16 protein-coding genes are annotated in these 16508 nt (G+C 36.9%); 5 read left to right on the forward strand and 11 right to left on the reverse strand.

What is annotated here, in order from left to right; all coding sequences use genetic code 11:
- The first annotated feature begins 9 nt into the window (after positions 1–9).
- Positions 10–1068, forward strand: coding sequence for a 3-isopropylmalate dehydrogenase (gene leuB, locus ABD792_RS16290; RefSeq protein ID WP_345007429.1), 1059 nt, complete (start codon positions 10–12; stop codon positions 1066–1068).
- 97 nt (positions 1069–1165) lie between these two features.
- Here the strand turns inward: leuB and ABD792_RS16295 are convergent, their stop codons facing one another.
- The 4 genes from ABD792_RS16295 to ABD792_RS16310 form a co-directional block, all read right to left on the reverse strand.
- The gene (locus ABD792_RS16295) at positions 1166–1636 is read right to left on the reverse strand and encodes an ASCH domain-containing protein (protein ID WP_345007430.1); all 471 of its coding nucleotides are present in this window, start codon (positions 1634–1636) and stop codon (positions 1166–1168) included.
- Positions 1637–1996: 360 nt separating this feature from the next.
- Positions 1997–3244 carry a mechanosensitive ion channel family protein gene (locus ABD792_RS16300; protein ID WP_345007431.1) on the reverse strand — a complete coding sequence of 416 codons (1248 nt, stop codon included), beginning with the start codon at positions 3242–3244 and terminating at the stop codon, positions 1997–1999.
- A complete protein-coding gene (locus ABD792_RS16305) occupies positions 3244–3534 on the reverse strand; it encodes a DUF3817 domain-containing protein (RefSeq protein ID WP_345007432.1) in 291 nt (96 codons plus the stop codon). The genes ABD792_RS16300 and ABD792_RS16305 overlap by 1 nt, the downstream gene beginning before the upstream one ends.
- 67 nt (positions 3535–3601) lie before the next feature.
- Positions 3602–4219, reverse strand: coding sequence for a YqaA family protein (locus tag ABD792_RS16310; protein ID WP_345007433.1), 618 nt, complete (start codon positions 4217–4219; stop codon positions 3602–3604).
- A 372-nt stretch (positions 4220–4591) separates the two neighbouring features.
- Between ABD792_RS16310 and ABD792_RS16315 the strand changes: the two genes are divergently transcribed.
- Together ABD792_RS16315 and ABD792_RS16320 are read left to right on the forward strand one after the other, a co-directional pair.
- Entirely contained in the window at positions 4592–6718 is a 2127-nt protein-coding gene (locus tag ABD792_RS16315) for an elongation factor G (protein ID WP_345007434.1), read from the forward strand.
- A 15-nt stretch (positions 6719–6733) separates the two neighbouring features.
- Positions 6734–7120 carry a hypothetical protein gene (locus tag ABD792_RS16320; protein WP_345007435.1) on the forward strand — a complete coding sequence of 129 codons (387 nt, stop codon included), beginning with the start codon at positions 6734–6736 and terminating at the stop codon, positions 7118–7120.
- 212 nt (positions 7121–7332) lie between these two features.
- On the opposite strand, the gene ABD792_RS16325 is transcribed toward ABD792_RS16320, so the two are convergent.
- Entirely contained in the window at positions 7333–7959 is a 627-nt protein-coding gene (locus tag ABD792_RS16325) for a YceI family protein (protein ID WP_345007436.1), read from the reverse strand.
- A 147-nt stretch (positions 7960–8106) separates the two neighbouring features.
- Here ABD792_RS16325 and hemN point away from each other — a divergent pair, with 147 nt between their 5' ends.
- Positions 8107–9471 (forward strand): oxygen-independent coproporphyrinogen III oxidase, encoded by a 1365-nt coding sequence (gene hemN, locus ABD792_RS16330; protein WP_345007437.1) that lies wholly within the window; start codon positions 8107–8109, stop codon positions 9469–9471.
- Positions 9472–9641: 170 nt separating this feature from the next.
- Positions 9642–10475 (forward strand): universal stress protein, encoded by an 834-nt coding sequence (locus tag ABD792_RS16335; RefSeq protein ID WP_345007438.1) that lies wholly within the window; start codon positions 9642–9644, stop codon positions 10473–10475.
- A gap of 116 nt (positions 10476–10591) precedes the next feature.
- Here the strand turns inward: ABD792_RS16335 and ABD792_RS16340 are convergent, their stop codons facing one another.
- The 6 genes from ABD792_RS16340 to ccoN are packed head-to-tail and all read right to left on the reverse strand — an operon-like array spanning position 10592 to position 16508.
- A complete protein-coding gene (locus ABD792_RS16340; protein WP_345007439.1) occupies positions 10592–11293 on the reverse strand; it encodes a sulfite exporter TauE/SafE family protein in 702 nt (233 codons plus the stop codon).
- 1 nt (position 11294) lies between these two features.
- Positions 11295–11741 (reverse strand): FixH family protein, encoded by a 447-nt coding sequence (locus ABD792_RS16345; protein WP_345007440.1) that lies wholly within the window; start codon positions 11739–11741, stop codon positions 11295–11297.
- 30 nt (positions 11742–11771) lie between these two features.
- A complete protein-coding gene (gene ccoG, locus ABD792_RS16350; RefSeq protein ID WP_345007441.1) occupies positions 11772–13196 on the reverse strand; it encodes a cytochrome c oxidase accessory protein CcoG in 1425 nt (474 codons plus the stop codon).
- A 31-nt stretch (positions 13197–13227) separates the two neighbouring features.
- Entirely contained in the window at positions 13228–14115 is an 888-nt protein-coding gene (locus ABD792_RS16355; protein WP_345007442.1) for a cbb3-type cytochrome c oxidase N-terminal domain-containing protein, read from the reverse strand.
- Positions 14112–14297, reverse strand: coding sequence for a CcoQ/FixQ family Cbb3-type cytochrome c oxidase assembly chaperone (locus tag ABD792_RS16360; protein ID WP_345007443.1), 186 nt, complete (start codon positions 14295–14297; stop codon positions 14112–14114). The genes ABD792_RS16355 and ABD792_RS16360 overlap by 4 nt, the downstream gene beginning before the upstream one ends.
- A gap of 18 nt (positions 14298–14315) precedes the next feature.
- The gene (ccoN, locus tag ABD792_RS16365) at positions 14316–16508 is read right to left on the reverse strand and encodes a cytochrome-c oxidase, cbb3-type subunit I (RefSeq protein ID WP_345007444.1); all 2193 of its coding nucleotides are present in this window, start codon (positions 16506–16508) and stop codon (positions 14316–14318) included.

Below are 16508 nucleotides of genomic sequence, written 5' to 3' on the forward strand. Positions count from 1 at the left end.
AACGAGCAAATGAAATTTAACATAGCCCTTTTAGCCGGAGACGGTATAGGCCCAGAAGTAATAGAACAAGCCGTAAAAGTTAGTGATGCCGTAGCCAAAAAATTTGGACATGAAATCACTTGGAAACCTGCCTTAACAGGGGCAGCAGCTATCGATGCTGTTGGCGAACCATATCCAGATGAAACACACGAGGTATGTGCAAATGCAGATGCTGTATTGTTTGGTGCTATCGGACATCCAAAATTTGATAACGATCCGTCTGCTCCAGTACGTCCTGAGCAAGGCTTACTTAAAATGCGTAAAAAATTAGGCTTATTTGCTAATGTACGCCCAACTTTTACCTTCCCATCGCTCATTGACAAATCTCCATTAAAGCAAGAGCGTATTGAAGGTACCGATTTGGTCTTTTTACGAGAATTAACCGGTGGTATTTACTTTGGTGAAAAAGGAAGAAGGGATGAAGGTGAGACTGCATATGATAACTGTGTATATACTAGGGAAGAAGTACAGCGTTTGGCTAAAAAAGGATTTGAATTAGCCATGTCGCGTTCTAAAAAATTATGCTGTGTAGATAAAGCCAATGTATTGGAAACTTCACGTTTGTGGAGAGAAACTGTACAGGCAATGGAAAAGGATTATCCAGAAGTAGAGGTAAGTTACGAATTTGTTGATGCCGTAGCCATGCGTTTGGTACAGTGGCCCAACAGCTACGATGTATTGATTACAGAAAACTTATTTGGAGATATTTTAACGGATGAAGCCTCTGTAATATCTGGCTCTATGGGATTAATGCCATCTGCATCTATGGGAGCAGATATTGCTTTATTTGAGCCAATTCACGGATCGTATCCTCAAGCTACTGGTTTGAATATTGCAAACCCAATGGCTACTATTTTGTCTGCTGCCATGATGTTCGAGACAGCCTTCAATTTACCAGAAGAAGGTAAAGCCATTAGAGATGCTGTTAACAAAGCCTTAGCAGAAGGTATTGTAACAGAAGATCTTGCCGATGGCGGAAAAGCTTATGGAACTAAGGAAGTTGGGGACTGGTTAGCCGCCAATATCTAAACCATATTTACATAAATTTATAAAAGAGTGAGTCCAGTAGGGCTCACTTTTTTTGACAATTAAACGTTATTTGGAATTCACATCTGAGATTTATGCGCTATTTCCAAACCGTTTTAAAATACTCGCAAACAATAATCATGTCTTCTGTTGGTTTTGTGCCTTTAGCTTTCATCACCCTGCTATAGTAATCCCAGTGTACTTTTTTCCAATAATCTAATGATTTATCACCTTCTCCTTCAATATAGGCATATTCTAGAGCGATGTCTTTAAAAGGCACTTGTTCAACTTTGGTTGTTTGAATAATTGCTTTGGCCTGGCCATTCCAATTTGTTATTATATAAAGGTCTCCAATTTGAGGAAGTGGTTCCTTATGTGTTTCAAACCACCACAAAGAAGTTGATGTAGCTTGTTTAATACCTTCAACAGTCAATTGCGCACAGGTATCAGCATCCTGTTGGTTGTCACAAAAGTAACAAGCGACTGGCAAAGGTTCATTTTTATATTCAGGATTATTTTGGATAAATCCTTGCCACAGCACTAGTGCTGAACTACGATTAGTTTTTGTCATTGAAGAAAGTTGATATTTAATGTTTCTAAGAATCAAATGTAAGTAATAGCTAGAAATATAATCCTAATAACACGCTCTGGAGTCTCTTATATATTGAGCATATATTAAGTTGATATGGCTTTAAGTGCACTTAGATACGGGTGAACCTATTTTGAATTATTATTTACAAAGCCTTAAAACTAAGTGTTAAGGTTACTCAATTTACTCGATAATCGAGATTTAAATGTCCCGAAACTTGACCAAAAGGCAGATTACTAAATAATAAACAATAACGAAGACATTTTTCCCTATCATAGATTCGTTTCAATTGAAAAGAATTGATAGTTAGTATCAATAAATTCTTTATTGGTATTGGTTTAGTTAAGGGGTTTTAAACGACGAAGTACTCGGTAATTCAAAAATCTCCAAATCAAAATAGGGCAGTGCTGCCATTAAATGATCGAAGATATCCGACATAATGTATTCGTAGTTTTCCCAACGCTTATCACTACTAAAGGCATAAATTTCCATAGGAATGCCTTGGGTGGTAGGAGCCAACTGGCGTGCCATAATCATCATATCCTTATTAATGGCCGAATGCTGCTTTAAGTAGCTGTCTATGTACTTTCTAAAGACACCTATGTTGGTAAGATTACGACCGTTTAACAGCATGCTTTTGTCTGCACTATGCGATTGGTTGTAAGCATGTATGTCTGCTTGTCTAGACTCTAGATATTTGGTTATTAACTGTATCCCCTTTAACTTTTCTACATCGGCTTCGGTTAAGTATTTAACGCCTTGTTGATTAATGTAAAGGGCACGTTTAATGCGACGCCCTTCGGAGCTTGTCATACCACGCCAATTCTTAAAAGAATCCGATATCAGGGCATAGGTGGGAATGGTGGTTATGGTCTTGTCGAAATTCTGAACTTTAACGGTTGCCAGGGTAATTTCAACAACATCACCATCGGCACCGTATTTTTCAAAAGTAATCCAGTCACCAATGCGTACCATGTCATTTATAGACACCTGAATGCTGGCAACAAATCCTAGGATAGTATCTTTAAAAACTAGCAAAATGATCGCTGAAGCTGCTCCTAAGCTGGCCATGAATTCAATGAATTCTATATTGGTAATAATAGCAAAAGCAGAAAAAATGCCTATTACCCAGGCAAAAATCATAAATACCTGAATATAGCTTGCTACTGGTTTGTCTTTAAATTGGTTGAGGGTTTTTAGATAATCTTTAACAGTATGCAAAAGGCTTCTAACAATCCATAGGGTTAATATTATGCCAAATACTTTAAGTCCTTTTTCTGCAATGTTTTCATAATACTGAAAATCGATTAAGACAATTGGGACGAATTCCAAAGCAATTAAAAGTGGAATGATATGGGCGATATTTCTCGGTGCTTTGTTGGCTACAAGCAGATCGTCAAAGTTGGTTTTAGACTTTGCTGCAAATTGGGAAAACAAACCAATAAGCAGTTTTCTTATAATAAAATCTATTATAAAAATAAGGATTAGTAAGCCTACAAGTAACAGCAGCATATTTAAATATTTTGCGACCGTTTCACTTGTTCCAACAGATACTAGGTAATCATAAAGAAAGTGCTTGGCAGATTCCATTATTCAACAGGTTTGAGGTATTTTCTATCAATATAAAATGTGCCAAACGGAATGACAGCGGCTAATAGAACGCTTCCAAATTGACTTGTGTTCCACTCAAAATCCTTTTTTAACAAAATCGCCAAAACGATATATCCCATAAATAGCAATCCATGTGGCATTCCCAATAACTTAACGTATTGTGGTTCGTCAAGCAGGTATTTAATTGGTGTGGCTATAAACAGTAATAAGATATAGGAAAGTCCTTCGAGAAAGGCTACAACTCTAAATATACTAACAAATGATACCATAAAGCATTATTTTTAAGCTGCAAAAATACAGCACAGCAAGCTAAAACATATAGTTTTTAAGACTTTTTTAAAATATATGAAAAATAATAAGTCCATAAGCTAGAAAACGCAACAAGCGCAGGGAGCCAAACAGTACCACATTTTTAAAAGGAAATGTAATAATGCCAGCTGCAATACAGGACATGGAAAAAGGCAAAGGTAGTAGAGCTCCAACCACAATAAGGAAGCCTCCCCATTTTCTGGAGTTTTTAAGCTGCTTAGCCATTTTAACTTCTAAATATTCATGAACAGTTGGGATTTTGGTTATGGCAACACCAATCCAATATGAAAGTAATCCGCCTATATAGGATGCAAAAGCCAAAATAGTTAAAAATAGCCATGGGCTATGCATCTTGCCTGACCAGGCAATAAATATCTCGGGAGGAATCAAACCTAACAATGTTTCGGAAACAAAAAAGAAGATCAGAACACCATAGGCAGGTAAGGTTTCTGTAAGGCGTATCAAAGCTGCGTTAATATCAAAAAAATGATTTAAACAATATATCGCAACTACCAACAAGGCAATAAAGGGTAAAGCCTTTCTAACTGCCTGCCATACAAAGCTGTAAAATCCTGTATAGTTGTAATACTGATGTAACAACTGGATACGTGATTTTTCGGTTTTAGATTTTAACTTTCCTTTCATAAGTAGGCACCTAGTTTTTGCAAAGTGCAAATATACGGGATAGAAGCGGTCTTATTGGAGATTTTAAGATTATTTAACATGTAGGAGAGACATCTCAGGTAATTCATTTAATTGGTTTTGCATGTTAGTTGAAACTTAAATAGATTTTAGTTAGCATTAAAGGTATGGACTTGCCGTAGGTTGTTATTTAGCTCATAAGATGACATATGTCATTTTATCCTCTGCTTTTTGTAGGTACCTTAGTACCTGTTTCAGCTGAAACATGAAATATGAAGTCATCTCTAAACACAAAATAAATGCATATAAATAATTCCTAAATACATATATTTTTTTTAACTTACTTGTTTCCAATAAGCTACAAAATTCATATAGATGAAAATTTACGACGAAAGACACATCAAAAACGTTGTTTTTGTTGGTGCTCATGGCAGCGGAAAAACAACACTGGCCGAGACCATGCTCTTTGAAGCGGGGCTCATAAACAGGCGAGGAACCGTAGAAGAACGCAATACCGTTTCCGATTACCATGAGATAGAGCACGAGCGTGGTACATCGGTTTTTGCAACGCCATTGCATACCGAATGGCGTAATTACAAGATTAATATTATCGATACTCCGGGATTGGATGATTTTATTGGTGAGATTATTTCATCCATTAGGGTGGCAGATACTGTTGTTAACGTTATCAATGCCAAACATGGCTGTGAGATTGGTACAGAGATTATATGGAACTATATAGACAAATACCACAAACCCATGTTGTTTGTTATTAATCAAATGGACCATGTCAATGCCGACTTCGAGCAAAGCTTTGCAAGCATCAAAACACTTGTAGGCAATAACGTTGTCAAAGTACAGTACCCCATTGTTATCGATGGGGCTTTTTGTTTAATAGATGTTCTTAAAATGAAACTTTACAAGTTTCCGCCACAGGGAGGCAAACCTGAGAAGCTACCTATTCCGGATTCTGAAAAAGAAAAAGCCGATGCGCTTCATAACGAACTTGTGGAGAAAGCAGCCGAAAACGACGAAGAACTGTTAGAAATTTTCTTTGACAAAGGGACGTTGAACGAGGATGAAATGCGTCAGGGTATTAAAGCGGGTATGACCAATCATGATCTGTTCCCTGTATTTTGTGTTTCGGCACTCAACGATATGGGTACAGGTAGGCTTATGGGCTTTATCGATAACGTAGCACCCGCCACAGCCGATCTTAAGCCAGAACAAAGCATTGAAGGTAAAACCATAACAACCGACATGGCGTTACCTACGACCTTATTTGTTTTTAAAACCTTCCATCAGCCTAATTTAGGACAGGTTACCTTTTTTAAAGTCATGTCTGGAGCTGTTAATGTGAACGATAAATTTATCAACTCCAATAATGGGGAAACAGAGACTATGAACCAGTTATTTATTATGGACGGTAAAAATCGGAGTCCTGTTAATAAACTAGCTGCAGGAGACATTGGTGCCACCTTAAAGCTGAAATATACCGAAACGGGTGATACGCTTTGTGATAAAAGCCACCAGGTAACGCTAAAACCTATTAAGTATCCAGAACCGAGAATCACCAAAGTGGTTTCTGCTCTAAGTAAGAACGACGACGAAAAATTGAGCGAATCCCTAAAGAAAATAAGCAGTCAGGATCCTACAGTACTAGTAACCTTCTCTAAGGAAACCAAACAGTTGCTGTTAAGTTGCCAGGGGGAGTTGCACTTAGCTACCATCCAGTGGATGTTGGAACATTTATACCATATTGAAGCAGAATTTAAAAAGCCGAGGATTGCTTATAGGGAGACTGTACAACGTTCGTCTACCGCCAATTACAGGCACAAAAAACAATCGGGAGGTGCTGGACAATTTGCCCAAGTACACCTTAAGATTGAACCTTGGTATGAAGGACTTGAGGAACCAGAAGGCTTTAACATAAGGGGTAAGGAAATTGTAGAGTTACCCTGGGGCGGTACACTGGTATTCTATAACTGTATTGTAGGTGGTGCCATAGACCAACGTTATTTACCATCGGTAATGAAAGGTGTATTGGAAGTCATGGAGTCCGGACCGCTTACCAAATCGTTTATACGCGATGTACGGGTAATGGTATACGATGGTAAAATGCATCCAGTAGATTCTAACGACATTTCTTTTAAAATCGCTGGAGCCCATGCTTTTAAAGAGGCCTTTTTAAATTCGAATCCCAAGCTGTTGGAACCTACCAACAAGTTAACGGTTAAGGTGCCAGAGGATATGGTAGGCAATGTAATGACGGATTTGCAAACACGACGGGCCATTATCCAAGGGATAGAGAGCGAAGGGAATTATCAGGTATTAAAGTGTACCTGTCCTGCAGCCGAGCTGTACGGTTATTCCACCGCATTGCGTTCTTTAACACAGGGCAGGGCTACCTTTAGTTCGGTGTTTGCCTCTTACGAATCGGTACCTGCCAACGTGCAGAATGATCTTATTAAGCAAGTAGCCTTAGAAGAAGTAGAAATCTAGAATAAACAAAACATTATGGAAACTCAAACTAAAGTATCCTATTTAAGCGACTTAAAATTCAATTTAGAAACTTGGAAACGCGAGCTCCGTTTTCACTTTAACGAAATGGACAGCTTCGAAGAAAAACTAGAGGAAATAGCCTCTAGGGAATACGATAAGCGTGCGATGCAACAAATCGAACATTTTCAAAACAGAATTGAGATAGAACGCAATGAAATCTCAAAGCTTATGCACCGCTGTAAAAATAAAATGAATACCTTGATAGCGGTGGATTACAACGAGTCCATTGACGGCAGTTTATTGCATAAGCAAAAGCCTTTAAAGGACGATATGAGACAGTACATTAAACTGCATTACGATCTTAAAGAAGAAATGATGGATTTTTTCAGTCAGTGGTTGTAATTACAAGATGTACGATACATCGTATTGGCTGTCAAAACCCCATTATTACATGGTTGATAATGGGGTTTTGGTGAATAAAGAATTTCTTGAAACGAACTATCCCAGAGGCTCAGCCTCGAGGAATTCTCTTCGATTAAAATATTGTATAAAGCATAAAAAAGCTGTCTAAAAAGTGATTTTTTGACAGCCTTATTGTATTTATTGTTTGATTTCTAGCCTTTACGGAGGAAAGTACTCACCTCTATGGCTACATCATCCCATGTCTTGCTTACACCATCTGGGCCTTTATGAAGATCGAAACAAGCTTTGTTTAGGGTTTCTAAGGCACCAAGTGCATCCCAATTAGCCAGGTTCATTGTACCGGTCATGGTTACACGTCTTTCTTCTGTGATCTTAACATCCAAAGGTAAATCATGGGTTACCCCATTCATTGTAATACTTGCTACACAAGAGTTGTTAGCGTATTTAATAGTACCTTTTAAGATATCTGTATTGAGCATTGCTCCAAAAAATGAGGCTTTTAATTTGGCATCACGACTCTCGTCCTTAGTAAACAAACTACTTGCAGGGATAGAAAAATTTAAATTATTTAAAGCTTCTTGAGCAGAAGCCCCTTCTTTATTTTCAAATTTTAAAACGGTAAACTCACCACCAACAGGTTTTTTTTCTGTGGTTTTATAGGCAGTCCATTTTACTGTTGTGGCTTCTGGCTTAACAACAAATTTTTCGGTCGCTACAGTCTCAACTGTTGTTTCCGTTTCGGTTTTGTTTGTTTTCTTTTTACAACTTATTGTAGTGATTAATAATAAGGCTGACAAAAGGAATGTTGTTTTCTTCATTGTTTTGTTTTATTGTTTATTTAAGTTCATTTTTAAAAATAATGTTCCAAATTTACTTAACTAATATGTGAATCACTATTTTCTGACTGATAAATATCATGTTTTTTTATATAGCTATGCTCTACTTTTGGCACCAAATTGTTAGGTATGTTAAAAACGTTAATAAATAAATATAATGTAGCGGGGCCTCGTTATACGAGTTATCCAACGGTGCCGTATTGGAATAACGACACTTATTCTTTAAAACATTGGAAATCGTCATTAATCACTTCATTTAAGGAAAGTAATGCTAAAGAGGGGATTAGTTTGTATATCCATTTGCCATTTTGTGAAAGCTTATGCACTTTTTGCGGTTGTAATAAGCGTATAACAAAACAGCACAGTGTAGAATCACCTTATATTGATGCCGTTTTAAAGGAGTGGAGCTTGTACTTGGCATTGTTTGATGAAAAACCGATTATAAAGGAACTTCATCTTGGTGGAGGAACTCCTACTTTTTTTAGTCCAGACAATTTAAAGCGCTTAATACAGGGTATTTTAAATAAGTCGGTACTGGCTGAAGCTTATGAATTCAGTTTTGAAGGCCATCCCAATAATACGACAAGAGAACATTTACAGGCACTTTACGATGTTGGCTTTAGGCGTGTGAGCTATGGTGTTCAAGATTATAATGAAACGGTTCAAAAAGCAATACATAGAATTCAGCCTTTCGAAAATGTTAAACGGGCTACGGAGCTTGCAAGGGAGATGGGTTATACGTCAATAGGTCATGATATTATTTTTGGATTACCATTTCAAACACTGGATCATGTACAGGAAACCATTCTCAAAACGAAGGCATTATTGCCTGATCGTCTGGCATTTTATAGTTATGCGCATGTACCATGGATAAAAGGTAACGGACAGCGAGGATTTAAAGATTCGGATTTACCTTCGGCTGCATTAAAACGTGAACAATACGAATTAGGGAAAGCATTACTTACTCAAGTGGGCTACCATGAAATTGGAATGGATCACTTTGCTCTGGCTACGGATTCATTATATAAATCTATGCAAAATGGTGGTTTACATAGAAACTTCATGGGATATACAGCATCAAAAACACAAGCGATGATAGGCCTAGGGGTTTCTTCGATTAGTGATAGTTGGTATGGATTCTCCCAAAACGTTAAAGGTCTGGAATCTTATTATCATTTATTAAGGGAAAACATGTTGCCCGTATATCGAGGGCATATTTTAAATGATGAAGATTTGGTTATACGTAAGCATATCCTTAATTTGATGTGCCGCTTTAAGACCTCCTGGACCGATGATCGGCTATACTTTAGCGAACTCCCGGAAGTTTTAATACGACTAAAAGAAATGGAAGCAGACGGATTGCTTCATATTACATCGCAAACTATAGAAGTAACTGAAAAAGGCCAGCCCTTTGTTAGAAACATATGTATGGCTTTCGATTTATTATTACAACGTAAACAACCTGATGTCCAGTTGTTTTCCATGACGGTTTAACGTAACAACGGTAATGATAGGTCTATATAATCAATAGTTTTGATATTAATTGATATATTTACTGTGCGAATAGTATTAAAATAATTTGAAAACAAAATGCAAGGAAGCGAAACGATCGTGTATTCTTGAATTTTTTAACAAGTTATTTTTTAATAATTAAAATTAAACTCATGAAAAAAATTATTGTACCTATAGATTTCTCTGAACATTCTGAGTATGCTTTAAAGACTGCTGCGCAACTGGCAAAGCAATATGATGCGGAAGTTTTGGCTTTACATATGTTAGAGATGTCCGATATTATGTTAACTGCTTCAGAAGGACTTCAAAATCAGAAAGCGGCCTATTTTTTTAAATTGGCTGAACAAAAGTTTGAAGCATTTCTAGACAAGGATTATTTAAAGGATATTAAGTTAACTCCTATTATCAAGCATTTTAAAGTGTTTAGTGAGGTTAATGATGTGGCCAAAAAGAACGATGCCGACCTTATTGTTATGGGTTCGCATGGCGTTAGCGGAGTTAAAGAGTTTTTTATTGGGTCAAACACAGAACGCGTAGTGCGTCATGCCGACATCCCTGTTTTGGTTGTTAAAAACGATGTTTTGAAAGTAAGCTTTAATGAAGTGGTATTTGCTTGTGATTTTTCTGAAGAATCCATAAGGCCTTATATCAATGCTGTAAACATGTTTGATAAAATGCGGTCTAAGATGCATTTGGTATATGTTAACCTGCCTAACGAGCGCTTTAAGAGTACTGACGAAATAGAAGCTGACGTTGTCAATTTTCTCAAAAAAGCTGATGGCAATTTGAGCAGGTATAACAATGTAAATTATGTGTCCGATTATACAGCAGAAGAGGGCATTTTAAATTTTGCCAATAAAATTAATGCTGATTTGATAGCAATACCTACTCATGGCAGAAAGGGGCTATCACACTTTTTTGAAGGTAGCATAGGTGAGGACATAACAAATCATGCGAACTTACCTGTAATGACATTTAAAATATAAGCTGGGTAGCCAGTTACTAAATTTGATTAATAGCAATGAAAGGGCAATTTAACTATAAAATTGCTCTTTTTTTTATACCACAAATATTACTACGCTTTGATTGCAATAAAAAATGGTTAATGGCATTCCATGGAATTATTAACCATATCTAAAACGGGAGCGGGAGAGAGGTATGGTATTCCTAAACCAAGACCACGAAGAATGAAAAGCATACCTATTAAGATTACAAAAGCTGGTACAGCTTTTTGGATTTTCTGTCTTGTAGGCCCTTTTAGCAAATGGCTAAAATAAAGTACTGTAGTCATCAAGGGTATCGTACCGAGTCCAAAAGTGGCCATATAAATGCTCCCTTGCAGTATATTGCCTTCTGCAATGGCACCAAATAAGGCCATATACACCAACCCACAAGGTAAGAACCCATTGAGAAAGCCAATGGTTAAAAATGTATCGGCAGTTTTCTTTTTTAAGGCTTTACCTAGTGCCGATTTTACTTTGGAAATGAGTTTATATATGGGTTTGGATAAATTGTATTTGTTAAATGATTTTTCTGGAATTATAACAATAAAAATCATTAAAGCTCCTATGAAAATTGATAATTGTTGCTGAAAACCAAATAGATACAAGCTTTTTCCAACTAAACCGAAAAGCCCACCTATAATACTATAGGTGAGTAATCGGCCAATATGGTAAACAGTTATTTGTGTTGCTTTTTTATAGGCATTGTTTCGATCTACGGGTAACATAAAGGCTATGGGACCACACATGCCTATGCAGTGAAAGCTTCCCAATAATCCCAATACCAATGCCGAAACTAACATGTTAATAATTTATAGATTCTTTATATAGATAAGAATTTCCTTTATATTGCCAATCAATTTTAATGTTCCAACGACCATCTACCAAACGCTTGTCAGGTATGAGCAAATGTGGTTTAGAAATTGAAATGTTCGTTTCAAAATCTAATTGTTTGTTAGATGGTCTATATAGGAACACTTTTCCAGTAATGTCTTTGGCTTCAATATTATTAGGGAACAGAATAAGCAAGCCGTCGTCCGTTCTTTTGTAACGAATGTTTTGGCTTAAACTTTTTGAGTTTGTTAGTTTGTTAATGTCGTTTTGGTATTCTAATTCGGCTTTATAATAATCATCGGTTACTAAATCATGATCGTATTTGTCATTAACATTCATGGTAATTATAAAATACATGATAAAGCTTATAAAGCCTATAAACGCTAATACTATTCCTGTTCCCCAATTAAATTTCATAAGTTTTTAATTTTCTTCTAACTTCTAACTCTATTTATAGCTTCTAGGGCCTAAAAAGTTGGCACTTGTTGTTTCAATAAGTTTATCTCCTTCGTAAACACCAATCTTTATTTTGTTTCTATCACCTGAAAGGGCAGCGTTATTGATTTCAATAAAGAGGGTGCCTTTGGCTATGCCTTGCTTGGGCACTAAAAAATTATCTTTAGTCGCAACTAATTTTAAAGTGCCTTTATGTGACAATAGTTTTAGGCTAACATTGCTAATATCTTTTGTTGTTTTATTTACCAGTTTATAGGTAAACACATTGCTTATAATATTATTGTCCTTGTGTTCGTACAACTGTCCTGGAAGTCTTAAAACAGTTGCTTCTACATCGTTTCGTAAAAATAGCATACCTATTAACAAGCCTGTTAAAATGGACAATACAGCAATATAACCTTTAAGTCGTGCTGTCAACTTAAAAGGAGCTTTCTTTTCAATATTGTCTTCACTTGCATAACGAATTAACCCTTTGGGCAGGTTAATGCTTTCCATAATATGGTCGCATTCGTCTATACAGGCTGTACAGTTAACGCATTCTAATTGGGTGCCGTTTCTTATATCGATACCAGTGGGGCATACGTTAACACATTGAAAACAGTCAATACAATCGCCATGTCCCAATGCTTTTCGATCTTCATTTTTACGGAATTTTTTTCTTCCATTGTCTCCTTCCCCACGTTTATGATCGTAAGCGACTACAATAGATTTGTTGTCTAAAAGCACACCTTGTAAACGCCCATATGGACAGGCTATAATACAAACTTGTTCTCTAAACCAGGCAAACACAAAATAGAATACTGCTGTAAAAATGAGTAAGGAGACAAGATTGCTTATATGGCTTAAGGGGCCATCTGCTATGTATTCAAATAGCTTGTCGCTACCTATTAAGTAAGCTAAAAACACGTTGGCAATTAAAAAAGAGATAAGAGCGAAAATAAAAAACTTAAGCCCTTTTTTCTTTATTTTTTCTGTATTCCAAGGTTGTTTTGCTAATCGCATTTGTTTGCCTCTGTCACCTTCTATCCAATATTCAATGCGTCTGAACACCATTTCCATAAAAATGGTTTGCGGACAAATCCAACCACAAAAAATTCTACCAAAAGCTACTGTAAAGAGCGTGATAAACACAACGCCTATAAGCATGGATATGACAAATAGGTGAAAGTCTTGTGGCCAAAACGGAAAGCCAAAAATATTAAAACGACGCTCCAATACATTGAACATCAGGAATTGGTTTCCATTGATTTTTACAAAAGGTGAAAAAATAAAGAAAGCCAATAACCCATAACTTACCCATTTTCTATAGTTATAGAATGTACCACTGGGTTTTTTTGGAAACACCCAAGCGCGTTTACCTTCTTTGGTAACTGTGCCAATTGAGTCTCTAAATATTTCGTTTTCGGGTGTTTCCAAAAGATTAATGCTTTAAAGCTTTAGAAATTATTTATTCTTGAGTTTCTTCTTCTTCCCAAATATCACCTTCTGGTGCTTTGGGGTTAGCCGGCGTAGTGCCTTGAAAACTCAATACATAGCTTGCTACCTGAGCCATTTCTATAGGTTTTAATTGTTGTTTCCATGCAATCATACCTTTTCCTGAACGGCCTCCTTCTGAAATCGTTTTGAATACGTGTTTTATATCACCTCCCAAAATCCAGTGTTTATCGGTTAGGTTAGGGCCAATACCACCACCACCATCTGCCATGTGACAAGCCACACAGTTTGTTTCAAAAACTGTTTTACCAGCACTAAGATCTGAAGCATCGGTTAGTAATGTTACTGTATTAACATCTACCAAATCTTTTGCTGTCTTTTTATAGGCTTCAATAGCTGTTCTGGCTTCGGCCAGTTCGGTTTCCAGTTCGTCAATTTGTGTTGGCCCGTTAAATACATGGTATCTTAATAAGTACACAACTGAAAAAATGATCGAGATATAGAAAGCGTAAAGCCACCAAGGGGGTAAGTTATTATCTAACTCTTTGATACCGTCATAATTGTGATCTAATATAATTTCACCTTCTTCTTCGATTGGCTTTTGCCCCAAGAGTTTGATATAGGTGTTTTTTAACCACGTAAATTGGTAGGTCTTGCTTTTGTCTTCAAGAAAGCGCGCTTTGGCTTCATCGTCCAATTTTTGAAGCATTACATTTTCTAAGGCACTTATAATAGCTTCTATCGCTATTATTATCAATAATACCAACAAAAGAAATCCCAGAACGATAGGATACTCAATAAAGGCTGGTTTATCTCCAGAGTCTATAAAATATTCCGTAAATCCGAATATAAAGAAGAATATAACAGGTACTCTTACCCATGAAGGAATTAAATGTCTCATAATATAGTATCGTTTTGGTTGTCTAATGGTAAGTTACTAACAGTTTTTATATAGTCTTTCTTTGCGGTAAATACCCACCAAAAGAGCACCACAAAAAATGTAAAGAAAATAAGCAAGGAAATGATTGGATAGATTTCAACTCCTGTAATACTTTCTAAATGGTTTTTTACAAATTTTAACATGATTACAAGTTTTAATGGTTATTGCTGTGCTGTTTCAACTTTAATATCGGTACCCAAACGTTGTAAATATGCTATCAAGGCTACAATCTCCCTATTTTTCATTTCTACAAAATCTTCTCCGTTTTCGGCAGCATATTTCTTATCTGCTGCATAGGTATTCGCAAAATCGGGATCACTATGCAAGTTTTCTTCAATTTGCGCTCCTTGTTCCAGCATGCTTGCTTGTGCATTGGCAATATCTTCTTGGGTGTAAGGCACACCTAAAGTAACCATAGCTTCCATTTTTGCTTCTGTTTGCGATTTGTCCAATTTACTACTGCTACCGGTTATTAGCCAGGGATAGCGTGGCATGATAGATCCAGAAGAGGTACTTTGTGGGTCGTACATATGGTTAAAGTGCCAGTTATCAGAATACTTTCCTCCGAGTCGGTGTAAATCTGGACCGGTACGTTTACTTCCCCATAAAAATGGATGATCGTAAACAAACTCACCTGCTTTGGAGTATTCGCCATAACGTTCTACTTCACTTCTAAATGGACGTATCATTTGTGAATGACATCCAACACAACCTTCACGAATGTAAATATCACGACCTTCCAGTTCTAATGGTGTATAAGGTTTTATGCTTGCTATTGTTGGAATATTGGATTCCACCATGATGGTAGGAACAATTTGAACAATACCACCAATAAGGATAGCAATTGTTGCTCCAATGGTTAATTGAATAGGTCTGCGCTCTAACCAGGTATGCCAACCTTCACCTGCAGTTCGTTTGTTGGTAACGCGCTCTAATGCAGGGGCTTCAGCCAATTCATTTTCAACTTTTCTTCCTTGTTTGATCGTAACAATTACATTATACACCATAATAAGCATACCTGTAATAAATAAGGTGCCGCCAATGGCACGCATCCAATACATTGGGATGATCTCGGTTACGGTTTCTAAAAAGTTACCATATGTTAAAGTTCCGTCAGGATTGAATTGTTTCCACATACTAGCTTGTGTAAAACCAGCTACATACATTGGTAGGGCATACATTATAATACCTAGTGTGCCAATCCAGAAGTGTAGGTTTGCTAAAGCGGTAGAGAATAATTTGGTTTTAAATAAGCGTGGAATCAACCAATAGATCATACCAAAGGTTAGGAAACCATTCCATGCCAATGCACCAACATGAACGTGTGCAATAATCCAATCGGTAAAGTGGGCTATGGCATTTACATTTTTTAAAGATAGGGTAGGTCCTTCAAAAGTTGCCATACCATATCCGGTAATGGCTACTACCATAAATTTAAGAACAGGATCTGTACGTACTTTATCCCATGCTCCCCTTAATGTTAACAAACCATTAATCATACCTCCCCATGAAGGCATTAATAGCATTACAGAGAATGCAACACCTAGGTTTTGTGCCCACTCTGGGAGTGCGGTATATAACAAATGGTGCGGTCCTGCCCAGATATATATAAAAATTAAAGACCAGAAGTGCACGATAGATAAGCGATATGAATATACCGGTCTGTTAGCTGCTTTAGGAACAAAATAATACATCAATCCTAAAAATGGTGTTGTTAGGAAGAATGCTACTGCATTGTGCCCGTACCACCATTGTACCAATGCATCTTGAACACCAGCGTAAACCGAATAGCTTTTTAAAGCGCTTACGGGCAACTCTAAACTGTTGAATATGTGTAGTACGGCTACGGTAACAAAGGTTGCGATATAAAACCAAATGGCAACATACAAATGGCGTTGTCTTCTTTTTAAAATAGTACCAATTAAGTTCCAACCAAAAACGACCCATACCAGAGCAATGGCTATATCGAAAGGCCATTCTAGTTCTGCATACTCCTTAGAACTTGTGTAGCCAAGAGGTAAGGTTATAGCTGCTCCTACTATAATAAGTTGCCATCCCCAAAAGTTTATCTTACTAAGCAAATCACTAAACATTCTTGCTTTAAGTAAGCGTTGGGTAGAGTAGTAGACACCTGCAAAAATGGCATTTCCCACAAAGGCAAAAATAACAGCGTTGGTATGTAATGGCCTTAGCCTACCAAAGCTTAGCCAAGAAACACCATCGGTAAGGTTTGGGAATAAAAACATAAAGGCTAATAGTAGCCCTATCAACATCCCCACAACACCCCATAGCATCGTGGCATAGATGAAATTTTTAACGATTTTGTTATCGTAATGAAACTGTTGCATTTCCAT

The organism is Snuella lapsa, assembly GCF_039539345.1.
GTDB classification, from domain to species: domain Bacteria; phylum Bacteroidota; class Bacteroidia; order Flavobacteriales; family Flavobacteriaceae; genus Snuella; species Snuella lapsa.